20 protein-coding genes are annotated in these 22,375 nt (G+C 66.6%); 11 read left to right on the top strand and 9 right to left on the bottom strand.

All coding sequences use genetic code 11. The annotated features are described in order from the left end of the window. Window positions 1-10 precede the first annotated feature (10 nt). Together creC and creB are read right to left on the bottom strand one after the other, a co-directional pair. On the bottom strand, window positions 11-1,441 hold the full coding sequence (creC, locus tag EBB59_RS01875) for a two-component system sensor histidine kinase CreC (RefSeq protein WP_122100454.1): 1,431 nt from the start codon (window positions 1,439-1,441) through the stop codon (window positions 11-13). Between the two features lies 1 nt (window position 1,442). Then, on the bottom strand, window positions 1,443-2,138 hold the full coding sequence (creB, locus tag EBB59_RS01870; protein ID WP_122100453.1) for a two-component system response regulator CreB: 696 nt from the start codon (window positions 2,136-2,138) through the stop codon (window positions 1,443-1,445). A gap of 69 nt (window positions 2,139-2,207) precedes the next feature. Here creB and EBB59_RS01865 point away from each other — a divergent pair, with 69 nt between their 5' ends. The 6 genes from EBB59_RS01865 (at window position 2,208) to EBB59_RS01840 (ending at window position 9,697) form a co-directional block, all read left to right on the top strand. Beyond that, on the top strand, window positions 2,208-3,059 hold the full coding sequence (locus tag EBB59_RS01865) for a 23S rRNA (adenine(2030)-N(6))-methyltransferase RlmJ (RefSeq protein WP_122100452.1): 852 nt from the start codon (window positions 2,208-2,210) through the stop codon (window positions 3,057-3,059). Window positions 3,060-3,236: 177 nt separating this feature from the next. After that, on the top strand, window positions 3,237-4,190 hold the full coding sequence (locus EBB59_RS01860) for a DUF808 domain-containing protein (RefSeq protein WP_122100451.1): 954 nt from the start codon (window positions 3,237-3,239) through the stop codon (window positions 4,188-4,190). Window positions 4,191-4,227: 37 nt separating this feature from the next. Continuing rightward, complete coding sequence (locus tag EBB59_RS01855; protein ID WP_122100450.1) at window positions 4,228-4,794, top strand: GNAT family N-acetyltransferase; 567 nt, start codon at window positions 4,228-4,230, stop codon at window positions 4,792-4,794. A gap of 26 nt (window positions 4,795-4,820) precedes the next feature. Next, window positions 4,821-8,309 carry a transcription-repair coupling factor gene (mfd, locus tag EBB59_RS01850; RefSeq protein ID WP_122100449.1) on the top strand — a complete coding sequence of 1,163 codons (3,489 nt, stop codon included), beginning with the start codon at window positions 4,821-4,823 and terminating at the stop codon, window positions 8,307-8,309. 487 nt (window positions 8,310-8,796) lie between these two features. Beyond that, the gene (locus EBB59_RS01845; protein ID WP_147455481.1) at window positions 8,797-9,063 is read left to right on the top strand and encodes a hypothetical protein; all 267 of its coding nucleotides are present in this window, start codon (window positions 8,797-8,799) and stop codon (window positions 9,061-9,063) included. Window positions 9,064-9,295: 232 nt separating this feature from the next. Next, window positions 9,296-9,697, top strand: coding sequence for a VOC family protein (locus tag EBB59_RS01840; protein WP_122100447.1), 402 nt, complete (start codon window positions 9,296-9,298; stop codon window positions 9,695-9,697). 1,159 nt (window positions 9,698-10,856) lie between these two features. Here EBB59_RS01840 and rplS read toward each other — a convergent pair. The 7 genes from rplS to ffh all read right to left on the bottom strand — a co-directional run bounded on the left by rplS (window position 10,857) and on the right by ffh (window position 16,656). Continuing rightward, window positions 10,857-11,273: a 50S ribosomal protein L19 gene (rplS, locus tag EBB59_RS01835; protein ID WP_122100446.1), complete on the bottom strand. Its 417-nt coding sequence runs from the start codon at window positions 11,271-11,273 to the stop codon at window positions 10,857-10,859. 111 nt (window positions 11,274-11,384) lie between these two features. Further along, complete coding sequence (gene trmD / locus EBB59_RS01830) at window positions 11,385-12,131, bottom strand: tRNA (guanosine(37)-N1)-methyltransferase TrmD (RefSeq protein WP_122100445.1); 747 nt, start codon at window positions 12,129-12,131, stop codon at window positions 11,385-11,387. Between the two features lie 9 nt (window positions 12,132-12,140). Further along, entirely contained in the window at window positions 12,141-12,662 is a 522-nt protein-coding gene (gene rimM / locus EBB59_RS01825) for a ribosome maturation factor RimM (protein ID WP_122100444.1), read from the bottom strand. 45 nt (window positions 12,663-12,707) lie between these two features. Continuing rightward, window positions 12,708-12,965 (bottom strand): 30S ribosomal protein S16, encoded by a 258-nt coding sequence (gene rpsP / locus EBB59_RS01820; protein ID WP_122100443.1) that lies wholly within the window; start codon window positions 12,963-12,965, stop codon window positions 12,708-12,710. 93 nt (window positions 12,966-13,058) lie between these two features. Then, a complete protein-coding gene (locus EBB59_RS01815) occupies window positions 13,059-14,087 on the bottom strand; it encodes a M48 family metallopeptidase (protein WP_158601685.1) in 1,029 nt (342 codons plus the stop codon). After that, window positions 14,077-15,174 (bottom strand): YjgN family protein, encoded by a 1,098-nt coding sequence (locus EBB59_RS01810; protein WP_122100441.1) that lies wholly within the window; start codon window positions 15,172-15,174, stop codon window positions 14,077-14,079. The genes EBB59_RS01815 and EBB59_RS01810 overlap by 11 nt, the downstream gene beginning before the upstream one ends. A 117-nt stretch (window positions 15,175-15,291) precedes the next feature. Then, entirely contained in the window at window positions 15,292-16,656 is a 1,365-nt protein-coding gene (ffh, locus tag EBB59_RS01805) for a signal recognition particle protein (RefSeq protein WP_122100565.1), read from the bottom strand. A 76-nt stretch (window positions 16,657-16,732) separates the two neighbouring features. On the opposite strand from ffh, the gene EBB59_RS01800 reads away from it, so the two are divergent. The 5 genes from EBB59_RS01800 to EBB59_RS01780 all read left to right on the top strand — a co-directional run bounded on the left by EBB59_RS01800 (window position 16,733) and on the right by EBB59_RS01780 (window position 22,372). Beyond that, a complete protein-coding gene (locus EBB59_RS01800) occupies window positions 16,733-17,521 on the top strand; it encodes a cytochrome C assembly family protein (protein ID WP_122100440.1) in 789 nt (262 codons plus the stop codon). An 89-nt stretch (window positions 17,522-17,610) separates the two neighbouring features. Further along, window positions 17,611-18,063 carry a MarR family winged helix-turn-helix transcriptional regulator gene (locus EBB59_RS01795; RefSeq protein WP_122100439.1) on the top strand — a complete coding sequence of 151 codons (453 nt, stop codon included), beginning with the start codon at window positions 17,611-17,613 and terminating at the stop codon, window positions 18,061-18,063. A gap of 3 nt (window positions 18,064-18,066) precedes the next feature. Next, a complete protein-coding gene (locus EBB59_RS01790) occupies window positions 18,067-19,530 on the top strand; it encodes an efflux transporter outer membrane subunit (RefSeq protein WP_122100438.1) in 1,464 nt (487 codons plus the stop codon). After that, the gene (locus EBB59_RS01785) at window positions 19,527-20,780 is read left to right on the top strand and encodes an HlyD/EmrA/EmrK family protein (protein ID WP_122100437.1); all 1,254 of its coding nucleotides are present in this window, start codon (window positions 19,527-19,529) and stop codon (window positions 20,778-20,780) included. The genes EBB59_RS01790 and EBB59_RS01785 overlap by 4 nt, the downstream gene beginning before the upstream one ends. A gap of 2 nt (window positions 20,781-20,782) precedes the next feature. Then, on the top strand, window positions 20,783-22,372 hold the full coding sequence (locus EBB59_RS01780; RefSeq protein ID WP_425451779.1) for a DHA2 family efflux MFS transporter permease subunit: 1,590 nt from the start codon (window positions 20,783-20,785) through the stop codon (window positions 22,370-22,372). Window positions 22,373-22,375: the final 3 nt, after the last annotated feature.

Genomic DNA, 22,375 nt, shown 5'->3' with positions numbered 1-22,375 from the left:
CCAGCCAGCCTCAGGCAACCGGCAACGCCAGCGCGGCCCGCGCGCCGCTGCCCTCCGCGTTCCTCAAGGCCGTTTCGCCGCCGTGCAGCGCCGCCACCTCCGCCACGAAAGGCAAGCCCAGCCCGCTGCTGCGGCTGCCACCACCCGGCCTCGCCAGCGAATAGAAGCGGTCGAACACCCGCCCCATCGCGTAATCCGGCACACCCGCCCCGTAATCGCGCACGGCGATGACGACGCGCGCCCCCTCGCGCCGCGCCGTCACTTCCACCCGCGCGCCGGCTGGCGAGAAGGCGATGGCGTTGTCGATCAGGTTGCCCACCGCCTGACGCAACAGGAAACGGTCGCCCTCGACCGTCAGCCCGTCCTCCGCCTCGATGACCATGACGACGCCGGCGGCATGCGCCCGCGACGCGCAATCGCTCGCGGCCTCCGCCAGCAAATCGTCCAGCCCGACCCGCTGGGGCGCGTCGATTCCCTGGCGATGCTCCACCGCCGCCAGCGCCAGCAATTTGTCCACCATCTGCGCCAATCGCTCCCCCTGCTCGCGGATGGCCCGGATGAAGCCGGCGCGCTCGGTCGCGCTCATACGGCCACCCTGTTCTTCCAGCAGTTCGGCGCTGCCGCGGATCGCCGCCAGCGGGCTTTTCAGCTCGTGGGTCAGCGCGTGGACGTATTCCTCGACATATTGCTTGCCTTCCAGTTTCTCGCGCATCGTCGCCAGCGCCCGTCCCAGCGCGCCAAACTCGCCATGCGCCTTCGGCAGGGTGGCGCGTTCGCCGCGCGTCACCGCATCGGCGTAGCGGCGCAGGCGCGAAAGCTGGCTGGCAATCCACCACGCCACCGCGATGCCGACCGCCAACGCCCCCGCCAGCAGGGCGATACCGGCCTCCCTCACCTTCTTCTGGCTGCGCTCGATGAACGGCGCCACGATCCGGTTCGGCTTGGCCACCGTCAGCACGCCGATGATCCGACCGCTATCGAGCACCGGCGCGGCGACGTGCATCACCGAGTGCTCGCCGCCCGGCGTTTCCGGGCTGGAGCGCGCGCCGTAGCGGCCACGCAAGGTCAGATGGACATCGCGCCAGCGCGAATGGTCACGCCCCAGCGCGCGGCCTTCGGAATCGAACACCACGATGCCGCGCGCGTCGGTCACGATCACCCGGTACGAGGTGCGCCGCTTGCTGAAGCCGTAGATCTCGGCGCCCACCTCGCGCAACTGGTTCGCCCGCACCGCGGCGGAGAACGAGCCCTCGGCGATGCGCCCGGCCTTCAGATCGGCCGCCGCCAGCTCCGCCAGCAGGTTGGCGGTGTCGATCAGCGTGTCCTCCATCGCCTGGCGCACGCCCGGCTTGATCTGCTGCACGAACACCTGGGCGATCAGCACCGCCGCCAGCGCGACGATCAGGAAATAGCCGAACAGCACCCGCAGGCCGATGCGCATCTCAGCCGTGCGCTCCCCGCCCGTCGGTATCCAGCGCATAACCGATGCCGCGATGGGTGCGGATCGGATCGCTCTCCGGCGCGATCTCGCGCAATTTGGCGCGCACGGTCTTGACGTGGGTATCCACGGTGCGCTCGCCGCTGTCCGGGGCGTCCTCCCAAACCCTGTCCATTAGCTGGGCGCGGGTCAGCACCGCGCCCGGCCGCGACAGCAACGCCGCGAGCAGGCCGTATTCGTAGCGGGTCAGGTCGAGTACCCATCCATCGAAACGGATGCGGTGGCCGGATTCGTCGATGCCGAAGCGGCCGTGCGCGCGCCAGCCGCCCGCCGGCACCGGCGCCACCCGCCGCAACCTCGCCCGCACCCGCGCCACCAGTTCACGCGGCGAAAAGGGCTTCGGCACGTAGTCGTCGGCCCCCAGTTCCAGCCCCAGCACGCGATCCACCTCGCCATCGCGGGCGGTGAGGAAGATCACCGGCAATGGGTTTTCGACCCGCAACGCGCGGCAGACCTCGAAGCCGCTGATATCCGGCAGCCCGACATCGAGGATCACCAGATCGACCCCGCCACGCCGCAGCCTCGGCAGCACTTCGTTACCCAGCATCACGTGCTCGGCCTGCCAGCCCTCGGCGCGCAACGCGAACAACACCGCCTGGGCAATGGCGGATTCGTCTTCGGCAAGCAGGATCGTCGGCATGGCCGCATGCTAACCGGCGGCCGCGCCCGGTTTGTGTGGCCGGCGCGAAGTGGATGAGAAAATGCACCGATGAACTACCGCCACAGCTTCCACGCCGGCAACCACGCCGATGTTCTCAAGCACGTCGCCCTGCTCGCGCTCTGCGATGCGCTGACGGCCAAGCCGGCCGCGCTGTTCGCGCTGGATACCCACGGCGGGCGCGGCCTGTATCGGCTGGCCGGCGCGGACGCGCTGCTCACCGGCGAGGCCACCGGCGGCATCGGCCGGCTGCGGCCCGGCCTCGACCCGGCCATCGACCGCTATCTCGCCGCCATCACCGCCTGCCGCCAAGCCCACGGCGAGGACGCCTACCCCGGCTCGCCCTGGCTGCTGGCCCACGCGCTGCGCGCCGGCGACCGTATCGCCGCCTGCGAACTGCAACCGGACGAAGCGGCGCTACTGAAGGCCAACGTCGCCAACGATCCGCGCATCGCCCTCCATGCCCGCGACGGCTATGCGGCGATGAAGGCACTGCTGCCGCCCAAGCCGGGCGGCCTTCGCCTGAACCGGGGGCTGGTGCTGACCGACCCGCCCTACGAGGCGCAAGCCGCCGAATTCGACACCGCGCTCGCAGCGCTCGCCGACGCCCTGGCGCGCTGGCCACAGGGCGTATACGCGCTCTGGTACCCCATCAAGCAATCGCGCACGCTGGTCGCCTTCCACCGCCGCGCCGCCCGGCTGGCGGCCAAGTCGGTGTTGTGCCTGGAACTGCTGGTGCGCCCGGACGACTCCCCGCTGCGGATGAACGGCAGCGGCCTGATCGTCTGGAACGCGCCCTGGCGCTTCGACGAAACCCTGCGACCGGCCCTGGCCGCGCTCGCCTCGGCGCTGGGCGAAGACGGCCGAGGCCGCGCGCGGCTGGAATGGCTGCGGCGGGACTGAGCCACGCCCCCGCATCGCCCGGGCGGACTCGCGCCGCCCCCGGCGTCGAGATGCGGCGCCGGATACATCCCCCGCACGCCGATATCGGATACTCCCCGACACCCGGGCCGCCGGCCCGGCTTTCTTCCGCCCCCGACATTGCCCCTGCGTCCTCATCCTCCCAACCGATCACCGCCCATGGCCTCCAGCTTCTTCGCCCTGTTCGACGACATCGCCACCCTCCTCGACGACATCTCGGTGATGACCAAAGTGGCCGCGCGCAAGACCGCCGGCGTGCTGGGCGACGACCTCGCCCTCAACGCCCAGCAGGTCACCGGCATCCAGGCCGACCGCGAACTGCCGGTGGTCTGGGCGGTGGCGAAAGGCTCGCTGCTCAACAAGGCGATCCTGGTGCCGGCGGCGCTCGCCATCGCCGCGCTGGAGCGCTGGCTGCGCGCCCGTGGCATCGACATTGCGCTGATCACGCCACTGTTGATGATCGGCGGCGCCTACCTATGCTTCGAAGGCGTGGAGAAACTGGCGCACAAGTTCCTGCGCAAGCGCGAGGACGGGCCCCGCCACGAGACCGACCTCACCGCGCAGATGGCCGATGAGGCCAGTCGGACGAACTACGAGCGGGACAAGATCAAGGGCGCGATCCGCACCGATTTCATCCTCTCCGCCGAGATCATCGTGATCTCACTGGGCACGGTGGCCAACGCGGCCTTCATGAAGCAAGTCGGCGTGCTGGTCGCCATTTCGCTGCTGATGACGGTCGGCGTATATGGCCTGGTCGGCCTGATCGTGAAATTGGACGATCTCGGCCTGCGCCTCACCGCTCATGGCCGCCGCACGCAAGGCATCGGCGCGGCGATCGGGCGCGGCATCCTGACCGGCGCACCCTGGCTCATGAAGGGCCTCTCGGTGGCCGGCACCGCGGCGATGTTCCTGGTCGGCGGCGGCATCCTGGTACACGGCATCCCGGCCCTGCACCCCCTGAGCGAAGCGGCCTCGCACATTCCGCCGGGCTGGCTGTGGAACGCCCTGCTCGGCGCCCTGGTGGGCGTGGTGGCCGGCGTCATCGTGCTTGCCGGGGTGCAACTGTTCCAGCGCCTGCGCGGCGGCGGCCCACTGAACCGCTCCCCGGAGTGAACAATCCATCACGCCATTTCGTGGCAGGATAGGCGCCATGGTCGCACGCAACCGCCTGCCCCCCTGGCACGAATCGTTCTGCCTGCCCAATGGGCGGGAGATCTTGATCCGCCCCATCCGCCCCGAGGACGGCCCGCCGATCCAAGCCTCCTTCGGCCTGCTGGAGCCGGATGAAATCCGCAACCGCTACCTGCACACCGTGCAGAACCTGTCCGACGCCGACGTGCGTCGGCTGACCCACCCCGACCCGCGTACCGAATTCGCCCTGGTCGCGGCCGAGCCTTATCCGGTCGGGGAGGCGCTGGTCGGCGCGGTTGGCCGGGTGTTCCTGATCCCCGGCACCCGCGATGCCGAATATTCGATCCTGGTCAGCAAGTACGTGCGGGCGATGGGCCTGGGCCGCCATCTCATGTTGCGGCTGGTGCGCTGGGCGCGCGGACAAAAAGTCGAGCGGCTGTGGGGCGATGTCTTCGACCAGAACCAGCCGATGCTGGCCCTGTGCGAATCGCTGGGCTTCACCCGCCAGCGCGACCAGGACACTCCCGGCCTGTTCCGGGTGGTGCTGGATCTTCACGAACAGCACCCGGACGAGGAACAGGGCTGAGCCGCAAACGGTAAACTGCGCGGCCCATGTCGTCCCTCCCCGATTTCTCCCCCTTGCTGCCGCAGGCCGGGCATGCCCGCGCCTGGTGGCGCGCGCCCGGCAGCCCCTCGGGCCTGGCCTGGGCCATCCTGCAAGCCGCCCGCGCCCACGCCCACGCCGGGCCGCTCCTGGTCGTCACCGCCGACAATCATCAGGCGCACCAGATCGAAGCCGATCTGCGCACGCTGATCGGCCCCGACGCCGCCCTTCCGGTCCTGCCCTTCCCCGACTGGGAAACCCTGCCCTACGACAGCTTCAGCCCGCACCCGGACATCGTTTCCCAGCGGCTCGCCACCCTGCACGCATTGCCGGCGCAGACGCGCGGCGTCGTCATCGTGCCGGTGCAGACGCTGCTGCAACGGCTCGCCCCGGTCTCGCACGTCGTGGGCGGCAGCTTCGATTACCGCACCGGCGCCCGGCTCGACCTCGATGCCGAGAAACGCCGGCTCGAATCCGCCGGCTACCGTCACGCCCCGCAAGTGCTCGACCCCGGTGATTTCGCCGTGCGCGGCGGCCTGCTCGACGTCTATCCGATGGGCACCGCCACGCCTTATCGCATCGAGTTGTTCGATGACGAAATCGATTCGATCCGCGCTTTCGACCCCGAGACCCAGCGCTCGGCCGACAAGGTGGAGGCCGTGCGCCTCCTGCCCGGCCGCGAAGTGCCGATGGACGAGGAATCCCGCGAACGGGCGCTGGCGTCGCTGCGCGAGGAACACGGCATCGATACCCGCAAATCCGCGCTCTATCAGGATCTGAAAAATGGCCTGGCGCCGGCCGGCATCGAGGCGTGGCTGCCGCTGTTCTTCGCGCCGCGCCGCGATGGCGAGCGCACCTCCACCCTGTTCGACTACCTGCCGCCACAAACCCTGCCGCTGCTCGCCGAGGGCGTGGCCGAGGCGGCGGAAAAATTCTGGCTACAGACCGGCGAACGCCACGAGCAGCGCCGCCACGATGCCGAACGCCCGCTTTTGCCGCCCACCGCGCTCTACCTCAGCCCCAACGCCCTGCGGGAAAAACTGAACGAGGGCCGGCGAATCGAGGTGCTTGGCAGCGGCCATCCACGCCACGGCGAGGCACATCCGCTCGGCGCCCAGACCGTCCCCAACCTACCGCTGTCCGAACACCACGCCGAGCCGGCTTCCGCGCTCAAAGCCTTCCTGCGCGGCTACCCGGGCGAAGTGGTGATCGCCGTGGAATCGCCCGGCCGCCGCGAAGCGCTGCTGGAAGTGCTGGCCGCCGCCGGGCTGGAACCGGACGTGCTGGCGGATTTGCAGACCACCGCCAGCGCACGTTTCGGCATCGCCGTCGCCCCGCTCGACGACGGCTTCGCCACCGACGCGCCCGCGCGCGCGATCCTCACCGAGCGCCAGTTGTTCCCCGAGCGCGCCGCCCAGCCGCGCCGCCGCAAACGCGCCGGAAGCGCGCCGGAAGCGATCATCCGCGACCTCGGCGAACTGAGCGAAGGCTCGCCCATCGTCCACGAGGACCACGGCGTCGGCCGCTATCGCGGTCTCATCGTGCTGGAGACCGGCGGCGAGCGCGGCGAATACCTCGACATCGAATACGCCAAGGGCGACCGCCTGTACGTGCCGGTCGCCCAATTGCACCTGGTCAGCCGCTATTCCGGCGCCTCGCCCGACACCGCTCCGCTGCATTCCCTGGGTGGCGAACAATGGACGAAGGCGAAGAAGAAAGCCGCCGAGAAGGTGCGCGACGTCGCCGCCGAACTCCTCGACATCCAGGCCAAGCGGCGGGCCCGCGCCGGCATCGCCATCGATGTCGACCGCGCGATGTACGAACCCTTCGCCGCCAGCTTCCCGTTCGAGGAAACGCCCGACCAGCACGCGGCCATCGAGGCGGTGATCCGCGATCTCGCCTCCTCGCAGCCGATGGACCGCGTTGTCTGCGGCGATGTCGGCTTCGGCAAGACCGAAGTCGCCGTGCGCGCCGCGTTCGCCGCCGCCACCGCCAGTAAACAGGTCGCGGTGCTGGTACCGACCACCCTGCTCGCCGAACAGCACTACCGCACGCTGCGCGACCGCTTCGCCGACTGGCCCTTGAAAGTGGAAGTGCTCTCGCGCTTCAAATCGGCCAAGGACACCAAGGCCGCGTTGGAGAAGGTCGAAGGCGGCGGGATCGACGTGATCGTCGGCACCCACAAGCTCTTGCAGCCGGACGTGCGCTTCAAGGATCTGGGCCTGGTCATCGTCGATGAAGAGCAACGTTTCGGCGTGCGCCAGAAAGAAGCGCTGAAAGCCTTGCGAGCCAACGTGCACCTGTTGACGCTCACCGCCACGCCGATCCCGCGCACACTCAACATGGCGATGGCCGGCCTGCGCGATCTCTCCATCATCGCCACCCCGCCGGCCAACCGCCTCGCCGTGCAGACCTTCGTCACCGCCTGGGACAGCGCGCTCCTGCGCGAAGCCTTCCAGCGCGAACTCGCGCGCGGCGGCCAGCTCTATTTCCTCCACAACGACGTCGAGAGCATCGGCCGCATGCAGCGCGAACTGGCCGAATTGGTGCCGGAAGCGCGCATCGGCATCGCCCACGGCCAGATGCCCGAACGCGAGCTGGAACAAGTGATGCTGGATTTCCACAAGCAGCGCTTCAACGTGCTGCTCGCCTCCACCATCATCGAATCCGGCATCGACATTCCCAATGCCAACACCATCATCATCAACCGCGCGGATAAATTCGGCCTGGCCCAATTGCACCAGTTGCGCGGACGTGTCGGTCGCTCACACCATCGCGCCTACGCCTATCTGGTGATTCCCGAGCGCAAGTCGATCAGCGAGGACGCAAGGAAACGCCTCGACGCCATCAGTTCGATGGACGAACTCGGCGCCGGCTTCACCCTCGCCACCCACGACCTGGAAATCCGCGGCGCCGGCGAATTGCTTGGCGAGGAACAAAGCGGACAAATGGCCGAAGTGGGATTCAGCCTCTACACCGAGCTGCTGGAACGCGCGGTCAAATCGATCAAGCAAGGCAAGCTGCCGGATGCCGATGCGCACGACCACCGCGGCGCGGATGTGGAATTGCACGTTCCCGCGTTGATTCCCGAAGACTACTTGCCCGACGTCCACGCCCGGCTCACGCTGTACAAGCGCATCAGCGCCGCGCGCGACGCGGAGGCGCTGCGCGAACTCCAGGTCGAAATGATCGACCGATTCGGTCTGCTGCCCGACCCGGCCAAAAACCTGTTCGCCATTGCCGAGCTGAAACAGCAATCGACCCTGCTCGGCATCCGCAAACTGGAACTGGGCGAAAACGCTGGCCGCGTGCAGTTCGAAAAAACCCCGAACGTCGACCCGATGTCGGTGATCCGGCTGATCCAGGGCCAGCCCAAACATTATCGAATGGACGGCCCGGACAAACTGCGCATCACCACTCTCGACTTGCCCGATGCCGAAGCGCGTCTGAAAACCGCGCGCGGATTGATCACCCTGCTGAAGGGCGACACCGCCTGAATTGGAGAATACCTGGGCGGCAGAGCCATCCCGGCGCTGCCGCGCGCGCCGCATCCTGCAAACATCCGGGCGTGTCTCACTGCCGCCAAGCTCTTTGTCAGGCGCCAAGCTTCGCCGCAACCACCAGCATCGTTGCGAGATACCCTTCCAGCGGCAAATCTCGCTTTGCCACCGCGCGGCCACCGCCATCCCGGCGACGCCTCCACCCATTCGGAATAGATGGGCATACCCGCGCTTGTTTTTCACCCGCGCCCCAAAACAGACCACCCCTCGCGGCCAAGTAATTCCGGGCATCTCGCAGTTCATCAGCCCAGACATCGCAAGATCCCACCTCCCTCCCCTGGCCGCACCGGGGGAGCGCACTCATGCCATTGGTGACTTTGCCACGCGCCTCTGCTAGGGTGCCAGCAGCGCACTCAAGCCGGTACCGCTTCGCCGCGCGGCTTGATTCGGGCACAATATGCTTCTCATCCAGGGAGATTGGTTCATGAAACGCAGCGTGGCGATTTCACTCATTGCATCAGTCGTGACATTCCTTGCATTATGTTTACTATTCTCCGGCGCACCCGACAACGCGGGGCTGCTTGCGTCCATTAATCCGGCAAACGCGGTAAACGGCCTGGCCTTTGCACTGTCATTTGGGGCCGGCATACCCAGCACGATTGCAATCATCATCTCCATTTCGGTTTTCGTACTGGTTCCCGTCAGCGTGTTCTGGGCCGCGCACCGCCTTCTGCGTCGTCACGATAATTAGCCGCCACACATGAATTTGGTGGCCCTTACCATTCCGCGCCACCCCATAATGCGTTCAAGCCGGGCCCGCTTCACGGCCTTGTTCACGCGCTGACACACACTTGGCTCTCGGCTTCGCGGCTGGGCGAATCGAAGACATGGAGTATCGCCACGCCCGATTGATGGCGGCTACTTCAACTGTCGTATTTGATACCTGGCAAGCTGGAAACCCACATTGAAACAGGAGAGAACGAATGCTTAGTCACGTCATGGTTGGTTCCAACGACATCGAACGCTCGAAACGTTTCTACGACGCGGTGCTGGCCGTATTGGGAGCGGGTGAACCTTTCCGCAACCAAGCCCCCACTGGACACACAAGGCTTTTCTACCAGAACGACGGAAGCACCTTCTGCGTCGCCGAACCCATCAATGGCGAGGCGGCCACCACGGCCAATGGCGGAACGATCGGCTTCAAATGCGACTCCCCGGAGCAAGTACACGCCTTCCACGAAGCGGCGATCGCAAATGGCGGGCAATCGATCGAAGACCCGCCCGGGCCGCGCCAGGGCGGTTTTGGCCCGCTTTACCTCGCTTATGTCCGGGACCCGGATGGCAACAAGCTCTGCGCGCTTCATCGCATCAAGCCACAGAGTTGATCCCCAGCTCCGCATCGCGCGGTCCGGCTCGTTTTCTGGCGGACATCGATAATGACCGTTTGCATATCACGCACTTCGCTGCCGCCTGATACGTGAGGTCAACGCATCCCTGTTCGCGGGGGAGCGATTGGCTCAAGCTCCCAGACGCGTGGATGGAGCCTGTGCATGACCCGGAAATATTCCGAGCTTGGTTTATTGACACTGCTGGCCGTTGCGGGCATGACCTCAATGTACGGGAGGAACCCTGCCAGCACGGAGCCGGGCAACCAGACACTTTCCAATCACCAAAACACGGCGCCTGCTGTAGCCAAATAGTCGTCAACCGAGCATTTGTACGTCAGGCCAACATCCGCCAACCAAAGAGCGTCCCCCAACGGAAAAGCAGTTGGCGATTACAGTCGCGGCCAGAAAGTTTCCATCCATGAGAAAAAAGGGTGACTCAGAGCTTTGCCATCCGACGAGCCAGCCCAATGGATATCGCACACGGTAACTTGCAACGGAAGTGCTTGTTATCGGGCTGCCTCAAGCAACGGGCCAAACCTCGGGAAACCTCGAACAATGCACACACGCCTTAATTCTTCGAATCGCGCCACGAATGGCATCGACCGATCCTGCACCTGATCCAATGGCAGGAATTGCTTTGGCCCGCGCGAGTGTGGAAATTGAAACGCATTGCGATAATGCGGACTTGTTGTTTGCAAAGTCATACCATTGCGGGCATGGGAATTGAAACAGATCAGCCAGTTTTCTGCTACGGGTGCGGCCTCGTCATACCATTGCGGCATGAGAATTGAAACATAGCGGCGCATCGGCCTCCGGGGGCATAATCTTATGGGTGCGGGAATTGAAACGTCCTACCACCGAACGTCGGAAGATGACCGGTACGTCACGCCCACGCGGCAGACGTTATTGCATCACTTCCAGTGGCAATAAACGGTGCAGGTAAAACCCGGCCATCCATTCAGACAGATACTCTGTCACTGGCACTCCCGGTAAGCTATGGCAATGCTTCGCCCCGCCGGCGCCGTGGAGCATCACTTGAATCTTCGGCTTTCGAATAGCCACGTTTTGGAGGGCGGCCACACCCGACGTTCGACCGCACGAAAATGCAAACGGCCGCCCTTGGGCGGCCGTTGCGGCAATCGCGTAAGACGGCGAATTATTCGGCGGCAGCGGCAGCGGCAGCCTTGGCTTCGGCCTTGGCCTTAGCGACGGCGGCCAGATCTTCACGGATGCGGGCAGCCTTGCCTTCCAGGCCACGCAGGTAGTACAGCTTGCCGGCGCGCACGGCGCCACGGCGCTTGACCTTGACCGACTCGATGGCGGCGCTGTGGCTCTGGAACACGCGCTCGACGCCATAACCATGCGAGATCTTGCGTACGGTGAAGGCGGAGTTCAGGCCCGCGTTCTTCTTGGCGATGACCACGCCTTCATAAGCCTGGACGCGCTCGCGGTTGCCTTCCTTGACCTTGACGTTGACGATGACGGTGTCGCCCGGGCCGAATTCCGGCAGCTTGCGTTCGGCCTGGGCCGATTCGAACTCGTTGATGAGGTTGTGCAGAGAGGGCTTGCTCATGGTTTTGCCTGTGTATTTGTGGTTTATAGGCGCGAGTGCACGCGGACCCGCGTCCTGGCTGGTGGAACGAAGCCGCCAAGTATAGCGGATTTTCCTCGCCGCAACAGGCGCTTAGGTGGATTCGCCACCTTGCCCGTCCGCCGCTTGCAGCCAGCGCCGATCGGCGGCGGTCAGCGGCGCGGTCTCCAGCAGGTCGGGGCGGCGCGCGAGGGTTCGCGCCAGGGATTGCTCGCGACGCCAACGGGCGATATCGGCATGGTTGCCGGACAGCAGCACCGGCGGCACCTCGCCATGAGAATGCCGAAGCGGCCGGGTGTAGTGCGGGCAGTCCAGCAATCCGTTTTCGAAGCTGTCCTGCGCGGCCGATTCGGCATCGTTCAAAGCGCCTTCCTGCAAGCGGGCGATGGCATCGACCAGCACCGCCGCCCCCAGTTCGCCGCCGGAAAGCACATAGTCGCCGAGCGAGATTTCTTCGTCCACCTCGCGCGCGATGAAGCGTTCGTCCACGCCTTCGTAGCGGCTGGCGACGAGGACGAGCCGCGGCATCAGCGCCAGTTCGCGCACCCTCGCCTGCATCAGCGGCCGGCCCTGCGGGCTGAGATGGATGACGTGGGCCGGGCCTTCCACCGCGGTACGCGCGGCGGCCAACGCGCGCGAAAGCGGCTCGACCATCATGACCATGCCGGGACCACCACCGAACGGACGGTCATCGACGCGACGATAATTGCCCTCGGCGTAATCACGCGGATTCCACGCCTCGACCTGCAACAGGCCACGCTCGCAGGCGCGCCCGAGCACGCCGAAGGCAACCGCTTGGCGGATGAAATCGGGAAACAGGGTGAGGACATCGATGCGCATCGCCGCGCCTCAGAAATCGGGGTCCCAGTCGACCACGATCAAGCCGGCATCGACGTCCACCTTCGTCACCACATCGGGCTGGACGAAGGGAATCATCCGCTCGCGCTCGCCGCGCACGCTCAGCACGTCGTTGGCGCCGGTGGAAAAGACGTGATCGACGATGCCGAGCGCGATGCCCTCGACCGTTTCCACCCGCAGCCCTTCCAGGTCGACCCAGTAGTACTCGCCGGGCTTCGGCGGCGGCAGCGCTTCGCGTGGGACGAGGATTTCGACGCCGCGCAACGCCTCGGCGGCCTCTCGGTCCTCGACGCCGGGCAGCGTCGCCACCACGCCCTTGGCGGCGGCGCGCCCCTTCGCCCCCACGACTTCGCGCTCGTTCCCGTGGGCATCGCGCAGGCACCAGGGCTGGTAGCGGAAGATCGCCGTCTCCGGCGCCGTGTGCGATTGGATTTTCAACTCCCCACGAACGCCAAACGCACCCATGATCTTGCCGATCAGGATGCGTTTGGAGGGAGCGACGGAAGCGTTCATCCGATTTCCGTCATCGATGCGGGCGCGGTGGATGCGCCCACGGCATCAGGCGGCGGCCTGGGTCTTCTGCGCTTCCTTGAACAGCGCGCCGACCTTCTCGGTCATCTGGGCGCCGTGGCCCACCCAGTGCTTGACGCGCTCGACGTCCATTTCCACCCGCTTCTCGTTGCCGGAAGCCACCGGGTTGAAGTAACCGACGCGCTCGATGTTGCGACCATCGCGGGCGCTGCGGCTGTCGGTGACGATGATGTGGTAGAAGGGGCGCTTCTTGGCGCCGCCACGGGTAAGGCGAATCTTGACCATTGTCTTGTCTCTGTGTAGCCCGGTCGGCGGGGTGCCGAGGTAAGCCGCGAAGTATAACGGCAATGGCGGATGGCGGTCAAAAGCGGCCAGCGATCAGGGCTTGGCCGCCTGTTCCGCCGCACGCATGCGCGCCTGGCTTGAGGGGTGGGTGGAGATGAAGCTGGCGATGTCCCCATCATCGCTGCCGTTGGCCTGGCTCAGCCGGGCCATCAGGGTGGCGAAATCGCGCGGCGAGCGGCCCCGGCGCTTCAGCAAGTCGAAGGCGTAGGCGTCGGCCTCGCGTTCGTGGTCGCGCGAGAAACCATTGCTGAGCAGAGTGGCCGGCAACGACACCGCCAGGGAGGAACCCGAGGCATCGCCCAGCAGCAATCCGGCCAGGACGAAGACCGAAGCCCCTTCGATCGCCCCGCGCATACCATGGCGGTGGACGTGATGCCCGGCCTCGTGCGCGAGCACCGCGAGCAATTCATCGTCGTTCCTGGCCAGTTCGACCAACTGGTCGGTCAGGTAGATGCGGCCATCGGGCAACGCGAAGGCATTGGGGCCGATATCCGACGCATCGACCAGATGCAACCGCATCTGCCCGGCGCGTGGTTCGCCCGCCACCAGTTCGCGGAATGCCGCCGCTAACCGCGCCTGACGCGCTTTGGGCAGTTTCGAGGCTTCCACATGGAAGCGTTCCAGAATCCGCACCACCTGATCGCTGGAGTTTTTTTCGACACTGGGCGGGATACGCTCGGCGATGCGATGCGCGCCCCACGGTAAGCCGAACTGCACGAAGCCAATGATGCCGGCCACGACCAGCAGCGCCGAGGCGAGAATGGCGTAGCGCCGCCGCTCCAGCCAATCGGCCAGCGCCTCCATCCGGCTCGGCGCGCGCGGGAACCAGACATCCAGCAGCGGCGCATCGGCAAGCTCCATTCGGCCGCCGTCGGGCAGCGCCAACGTGCGTGGCGTGCGCGCCAGCCGCGGGCTGATGCGGATGTCGGCAAGCGGCCATTCGCGCACCTCGCCATCGGCGGATTCGCCGCGCAGCAACGAACCGACACGCGACAGACGCAGCGGCCTGACGCGACTCGCGCGGCCGTCAGACCACAGCGCGTCGAGCGCTTCAGAGTCCAAAGTCGAATCCGGTATCGAGGGCATCCACCAGTTCGGCGCCAGTGGCGCGCACGCGCATGTCGGAAGAGGCGACGAAATCGTCAAGATCGCCCATCGCCACCAGCGTCCAGTGCCGGGCGCGGTAGCGTGCCAGGCGGATCATCGCCCACGGCACCGCGAGCCCCAGGCTGAACACGATAGCCAGGGCATTGCTTGCGTATATCCAGATCACCTCGCGGGCACGCAGGGTGGACTCGAAACGATGCGGCCCGAGCGCGGCGTTCCCCCACAACAGGTTGGTGTAGCGCACGCGCAGGAAGACGAGCAGCACGAAGAACAGCAGATAGAACGCGCCGACCACGATGAAGAGGCTGGTAATCAGTACATCGCTGCCATTGATGCCCGTGGCCTGCCTGACGAAGAAGCCGATCACCGCCGTCAGCACGCCGATACCGACCATCACGGCGACGCCAAGCGCCAGCGAGGCGAGGAATTCCTTGTAGTAATCGCCCAACTCGCCCTGGAAACGGAAGCGCTTGACGCCGTAACGATGCCCTTCCACCACGAATTCCTGCTGTTTCATCCGCGCCACCGGCGAGAGCAGGCCCAGGCTGATGCTCGACAGAATCTTCCACAAGAAGAACGGCATATAGCCATCGCCGAGCGGTTGGTCGAAACGGAAACCGAGGCCGCGCCAGAGCGAGTTGCGGGCACGGAAGCGCAGCGACCACACGATGAAGGCCGGCATCGCCACGAACACCAGCATGATGAGCGCGAGATACAGCAATTTGAAGAAGTGCGAGCTCAGCACCAGCACGATCACGATCGCGTAGGCGATGAGACGTCCTTTGAGGATGGCGATGGGGTCGGCGATGTATTCGAACGCCGCGCCGGCCAGCCGGGTATTGGAATAGAAATAGCGCTCGGTACGCACCTTGGCCCAGGCGGAATAGATGCCGAGCGTCAGGATCGACAGGAGCAGGTTGACGAACCAGATGCCAAAGAACTCGCGCGCGCTCCCCGAGAACTGCGGGCGATGGTGCGATTCCGGCAACGGTGGAGGCCCGGGCGGCAGCGACGGCGCGTCCGGCCAGATGCGGTATTCCATTTCGCGACTCCCCTATTGCGCCATCCCCGTGCGCCCCGACTAACGATAACGGATGCGCGGCGCATCGGCCATACACGGGCCGGGCACACGATGGCCACGCCCGGCGCGCGTTGCCGCTCAGCGCATCGGCGGCAAGCCTCCGCCCATCATGCCGCGCATACCGCGCAACATGCCCTTCATGCCGCCACGCCCCAGCTTGCCCATCATTTTTTCCATCTGCTGGTACTGCTTGAGCAGGCGGTTGACGTCGGCCGGCTGCTGGCCAGAGCCACGGGCCACGCGGGCGCGGCGCGAGCCATTCAACAGCGCCGGGTTGCGGCGCTCTTTCGGCGTCATCGAATTGATGAGGGCGATCATCCGCGGCACTTCCCTGCCGGTGACCTGGTTCTTGACCGCATCCGGAATCTGGCCCATGCCCGGCAGCTTGTCCATCAGCCCCGAGATGCCGCCCATGCTCTGCATCTGCTCAAGCTGGTCGCGCATGTCGTTGAGGTCGAATTTCTTGCCTTTGGCGACCTTCTCGGCCAGTTTGGCGGCCTTGTCCTTGTCGACGTTGGCTTCGACCTGCTCGACCAGCGAGAGGACGTCGCCCATGTCGAGGATGCGGCTGGCGACGCGGTCGGGGTGGAACACGTCGAGGCCGTCGGGCTTTTCACCGATGCCGATGAATTTGATCGGCTTGCCGGTGATGTAGCGCACCGAAAGCGCCGCGCCACCACGGGCGTCGCCATCGGTCTTGGTCAGCACCACACCGGTCAAGGGCAGCGCCTCGTTGAACGCCTTGGCGGTGTTGGCGGCGTCCTGGCCGGTCATCGAATCGACCACGAACAGGGTTTCGACCGGGCTTACCGCCGCGTGCAGCGCCTTGATCTCGGCCATCATCGCTTCGTCGATGGCGAGGCGGCCGGCGGTATCGACGATCAGCACGTCGGCGAACGATTTCTTCGCCGCATCGATGGCGGCGCGGACGATGGCCTCCGGCTTCTGCGTTTCATCGGAAGGGAAGAATTCGGCGCCGGTCTGGCCGGCCAGGGTCTGCAACTGCGCGATCGCGGCCGGGCGGTAAACGTCGGCGCTGACCACCATCACCTTCTTCTTGCGCTTTTCCTTGAGGTGCTTGGCCAGCTTGCCGACCGTGGTGGTCTTGCCCGCCCCTTGCAGGCCGGCCATCAGGATCACCGCCGGGGCCGGCACGTTGAGGTTCAGCTCGTTGGCCTGCGCGCCCATCACGTTGGTCAGCTCGTCGCGCACCACCTTGATCAACTGCTGGCCGGGCGTCAGCGATTTCAGCACTTCCTGGCCCAACGCGCGTACCTTGATGCGCTGGATCAACGCCTGCGCCACCGGCAATGCGACATCCGCCTCCAGCAGCGCGATGCGAACCTCGCGCAACGCTTCGGTGATGTTGGATTCGGTCAGGCGGCCTCGGCCGCGCAGGCGGTTGATGGTGCCGGACAGGCGCTCGGTGAGTGATTCGAACATGGCGAAGGGGGCGGAAAGCAGGCGCGAAGTATAACGGCCGCTGACTTCGGCACACGCGACATGCGAAACTGCGGGGATGATCGTCGCGCTCGCCGCCATTGCCCTCTACCTCGCCGCCGCCATCGTGCTGGGCACCTCGCTAAACCAGCAGGAGCGCAACGGCAACCGCAGCTGGCTGCCATTGGCCGTGCTCGCCATGGTTTTCCACGGCGAGCTGCATGCCGAGGCTTGGCGCATCGCGAACGGGCCGGACATGCATTTCTTCGCCGCGCTCTCGCTGGCCGCCCTCGGCATGGCCGCGCTGACCACGCTGATGGGAACGCTGGGAAGGATGGCCGCGCTTGGGGTGATCGTGTTCCCGCTGTCGGCGATGTTCGCCCTGCTCTACCGCCTGACCGGCAACGCCCACCCGATGGCACTGGGCTGGCAATTGCAGCTGCATGCCTGGAGCGCGCTGCTGTCCTACGCCACGCTGGCGATCGCCGCGCTGCTGGCGATCCTGCTGTGGGTGCAGGAACGCGCCCTGCGCCGGCGCAAGTTCCACCGCTGGCTGCGCATCCTGCCACCGTTGACCGAGCTGGAAACCGTCCTGTTCCGCACCATCGCGCTGGGTTTCGCGCTGCTCTCCGGCGCGCTGCTCTCCGGCGCATTGTTCGTGCAGGATATGTTCGGCCAGCAACTAGCGCACAAGACCGTGCTCTCCCTGCTGTCGTGGCTGGTGTTCGGCGTGCTGCTGTTCGGCCGTTGGCGCTGGGGTTGGCGCGGCAACAAGGCGGTACGGCTGACCCTGGTGGCGATGGCCCTTTTGGTACTGGCCTTCTTCGGCAGCCAGTTCGTCTACGACGTAATCCTGAAACAACATTGAGATAGAGATGCCCATGCCGGCGGAACGGACCGTTGCCATCCAAATATTTGCCTTTACAACTATTGCATTGGCTACCATAATGCCCGGCCATGAATCCGACCTCCCCCGACAACGCCGCCGCCTTCGGCATCCTGCTTCGCCAGGTGCGCGACCTCTCGCGCCTGGCGCTGGAGAGCGAACTGGCCGCGGCCGGCCACGAGTTGACCTTCAGTCAGTACATCACGCTGAAGAAGCTCGGCACGGGCCAAGCCAGCGCCAGTGAGCTGGCCTGCGCGGCCGATCTCAATCCCGGCGCGATGACCCGCCTGCTCGACCAACTCGAAGCCAAGGGCTTGCTGCGGCGGATGGCCGACCCCGACGACCGCCGCGCACTGCGGATCGAGCTGGATGCCAGCGCCGTGGCACTGCTGCCTTCGATGCGCGCCTGCGGCGAACGCGTGCTCGAACGCGCCCAGGCCGGGCTGAGCCCACGGGAGCAAGCCGAGTTCCGCCGTCTGCTCGAACAGATCCGCGACAACCTCCTCGACGCCCGCGCAGGCTGACTCATGTCTCCGCTCCTTTCCTCGTGCCGCCGCCCGCTGCCGGCGCTGCTGGCGATCCTGCTGGCCGGCTGCGCCAGTACCCATGGCCTCGCCCCCCAGGCATCCGCGCCCGCCGATGTCGACCGCCTGAGCGCCGGCGACAGTCTGCGCGACGCCACGCTTTCCCCCGCCGCCTGGCCCGAACACGACTGGTGGCGCGCACTCGGCGACCCATCGCTGGACGCGCTGATCCAACACGCATTGGCCGCCGCGCCCTCGCTGGATGCCGCCGACGCCCGCCTGCGGCGCGCCCTGGCCCAGGCCGGGATGGCCGAGGCCGGCTTGCGTCCAACACTCGGCGCGACCGCCCAGCAAAGCCGCATCGACCTGCCCGATGCCTTGCCCGCGCCGGTCGGCGGGATGAGTGTGGATTCCACCCTGTCAAGCCTGCGCTTCGCCTGGGCCCCCGACCTCTGGGGCGGCCAGCGCGCGCGCCTCTCGGCGGCACTGGGCGCGGCGCACGCCACCGCAGCGGAAGCACAAGCCGCCCGGATGACGCTGGCCGGCAACATCGCCCACGCCTGGGTCGCCCTGGCGCAGGCGTATGACACGCAGGCGGCCGCACGGGCCGAACTGCGACGCAACGCCAAGCTGAACGCACTTGGCGAACAACGGGTCAGGGCTGGAATCGACAACCGCATCCCGCTCGAACAAAGCCGAAGCGCCGAGGCCGCCGCGCGGGCGCAGGTCAAAGCCGCCGGCCAGCAGATCGAGGCGCTTCGCAACACCCTGGCGATACTGGCCGGCGAAGGCCCGGACTTCGCCCACACCCTTGCCAGGCCAAAGCCACTCACGCCGGCCATCGCCCTGCCCGCGCGGCTGCCCAGCGAGCTGATTTCGCGCCGGGCCGATGTCGCCGCCGCGCGCTGGCGGGTCGAGGCGGCGCTACGGAACATCCAGTCGGCCAAGGCCGACTTCCATCCCAGCCTGAATCTGGCGGCGATGGTCGGCGTGGTTTCCCCATCGCTAGGCCAGTTGTTCAAACGCGAATCCGGTTTCACCTACGCCGCGCCGGCCATCAGCCTGCCGATCCTCGATGGCGGCCGCCTGCGCAGCCAGTTGGCCGGCCGCCACGCCGAGTTCGATCTCGCCATCGCCGAACACGACCAGACCGTGCTGACGGCCATCCACCAGGTCATCAACGCCGTGCAGGCGGCGCGCGCGCTGGATGCGCGGATCGCCGCCGCCATGCACTCGCGCCAAGCCGCCGCCCAGGCCACCGATCTGATGCGCCAACGCCGCCAGGCCGGGATTGCCAGCCAACTCGACGTGTTGAACGCCGAACGCCCGCTGGCCCAGCTCGACCAGCAACTCGCGCAACTGCGCGCGCGCCGGCTGGATGCCGCCATCGACCTCGATCTCGCGCTCGGCGGCGGCCTGCCCGCCACGCCGCTCCCCGCATCGCACGAAAAGACCGCCACCCCATGACCAGCGAAATCCATTCCACCCCCGGCGCTCCCGTGGCCGCCGCGCCGCTGCCCCCCGCCAACCCCGACGCCACTCCGCAAAAGCGCAAGCGCCGCAAAGCACTGCTGGCGCTGACCACGGTGATCGTGCTTGGCGGCCTTGGCTGGCTGACCTGGCACCTGCTGGTCGGGCGCTGGCAAGAGGAAACCGAGGACGCTTATGTGCAAGGCGACATCGTCACCGTGACGCCCCAGACCGGCGGCACCGTGGTCGCCATCGGCGCGGAGGACGGCCAGAAGGTGCTGGCCGGGCAAATACTAGTGCGCTTCGACCGCGCCGATGCCCAAGCCGCCTATGCCCAGGCCGAAGCCGGCCTCGCCACGGCCGTGCGCCAAGTGCGCGGGCTGCATCGAGCGGTCGAAGCGGGCCAGGCCGAAAGCCGGGTGCGCGCGGCATCGGTGCAACAGGCGCGGACGACGCTGGCCGCCGCCGAGGCCGATGTATCGCGCCGCACCGGACTGGTGGCGACCGGCGCGGTCTCCGCCGAGGAACTGGCACATGCGCGCAGCCAGCGCGACAACGCCCGCGCCGCCCTGGCCGCCGCCGAAGCCGCCCTCTCCAGCACGCGCGACAACATGGAACGCAACCGCGTGCTGGTGGAAGGCACGGACGTGCGCGACAACCCCCAGGTACTGGCCGCCGCCGCCCAATTCCGCCAGGCGTGGATCAATCGTCAGCGCACCGAAGTGATCGCGCCGGTCGATGGCTATGTCGCCAAGCGCAGCGTGCAACTGGGCCAACGCATCGCCCCCGGCACGCCATTGATGGCGGTGATCCCGCTGCAAGACGTATGGGTGGATGCCAACTTCAAGGAAACCCAGTTGAAGAAGCTGCGGCTGGGACAACGCGTCGAGCTGACCTCCGAACTGTACGGTGACGAAGTGATTTACCACGGCAAGCTGGAAAGCCTTGGCCTCGGTACCGGCAGCGCGTTCTCGATCCTCCCGGCGCAAAACGCCAGCGGTAACTGGATCAAGATCGTGCAGCGGATACCAGTGCGCATCGCGCTCGACCCGAAAGAACTGCGCGAGCACCCGCTGCGGCTGGGTCTGTCGATGGCGGTGAAGGTGGACCTGCGCGATGCGGGCCACGGCCTGTTACCGGCCGCGCCCACCACCGCACCGGCGCAGGGCACCGATGCCTATGCGCGCCAGTTGACCGAGGCCGAAACCGCCGCGGACAAGATCATCGCCGCCCACCTCGGCGGCTGAGTATGGCCGTATCGCCCGCCCCCCATACCGACGGCGGCCCGCCACCGGCCACCACCACGGCGAACATGCCGGGCTTCGCCCCGCCCAACCGCGCGCTGACGACGATCGGCCTGGCGCTGGCGAGCTTCATGCAGGTGCTCGACACCACCATCGCCAACGTCTCGCTGCCCACCATCTCCGGTAACCTCGGCGGCAGCGCCAGCCAGGCGACCTGGGTCATCACCTCGTTCGCGGTCTCCACCGCCATCGCCTTGCCACTGACCGGCTGGCTGACCCGCAAGTTCGGCGAACGCAAGCTGTTCATGTGGTCGACGATGGCCTTCGTCATCGCCTCCTTCCTATGCGGCATGGCCCATTCGATGGGCCTCCTGGTCGCCGCGCGCGCCTTGCAGGGCCTGGTGGCGGGGCCGATGTATCCGGTGACGCAAGCCCTGCTGCTATCGATCTACCCGCCGGCCAGGCGCGGTCAGGCGATCGCATTGCTGGCGATGGTGACGGTGGTCGCCCCCATCGCCGGGCCGATCCTCGGCGGCTGGATCACCGACAACTACAGCTGGGAATGGATCTTCTTCATCAACATCCCGCTGGGCATCTTCGCAAGCCTGGTGGTCGGTACGCAGTTGAAAGGCCGGCCCGAGCGGCTGGAAACACCGAAGATGGACTACGTCGGCCTGGCCACGCTGGTGCTCGGCGTGGGCGCGCTGCAATTGCTGCTCGACCTCGGCAACGACGAGGATTGGTTCAATTCGACCAAAATCGTGGTGCTGGCGATCGTCGCCGCGATCTCGTTGGCGACGTTCGTAATCTGGGAGCTCACCGACGACGACCCCATCGTCAACCTGCGGCTGTTCCGCCATCGCAACTTCACCGCTGGCACCATCGCGATGGTGCTGGCCTACTCGGCGTTCTTCTCCGTCGGCATCCTGGTGCCACTGTGGCTGCAACGCAACCTGGGCTATACCGCGATCTGGGCCGGCCTCGCCACGGCTCCGATCGGCGTGCTGCCGGTGCTCATCGCGCCACTCATCGGCCAGCACGGCGGCAAGATCGACCTGCGCATCCTCGCCAGCGGCGCTTTCATCGTGATGGCGATGACCAGCTTCCTGCGCTCGTATTTCAACCTGGACGTCGATTTCGGCCACGTCGCCTGGATACAGTTCCTCCAGGGCCTGGGCGTGGCGCTGTTCTTCATGCCCGTGCTGCAAATACTGCTCTCCGACCTGGAGCCGCACGAGATCGCCGCCGGCTCCGGCCTCTCCACCTTCCTTCGCACGCTGGGCGGAAGTTTCGCCGCCTCGCTCACCACCTATGCGTGGACGCAACGCAGCGCCGTTCACCACGCCCAACTGACCGAACACCTACCCGCCACCGATCCAGCGATACTCGACACCGTGTCGCGCTACGGCATGGGCGAGCTGCAACGCGGCGCAATGGTGCTGGAACGGATGATCGGCCAGCAGGCGATGCAGATCGGCTTCAATGAAATCTTCCATCTGCTGGGCTGGATATTTCTCACGGTGATCGCCTGCGTGTGGATCGCCAAGCCACCGTTCGCGGCGAAGGCGGGGGCCAGCGCCGCGGGCGGCCACTGATTT

It is taken from the genome of Solilutibacter pythonis (assembly GCF_003697345.1).
In the GTDB taxonomy this organism is placed as follows: domain Bacteria; phylum Pseudomonadota; class Gammaproteobacteria; order Xanthomonadales; family Xanthomonadaceae; genus Solilutibacter; species Solilutibacter pythonis.
This window is presented reverse-complemented; position numbering and strand designations above follow the sequence as displayed.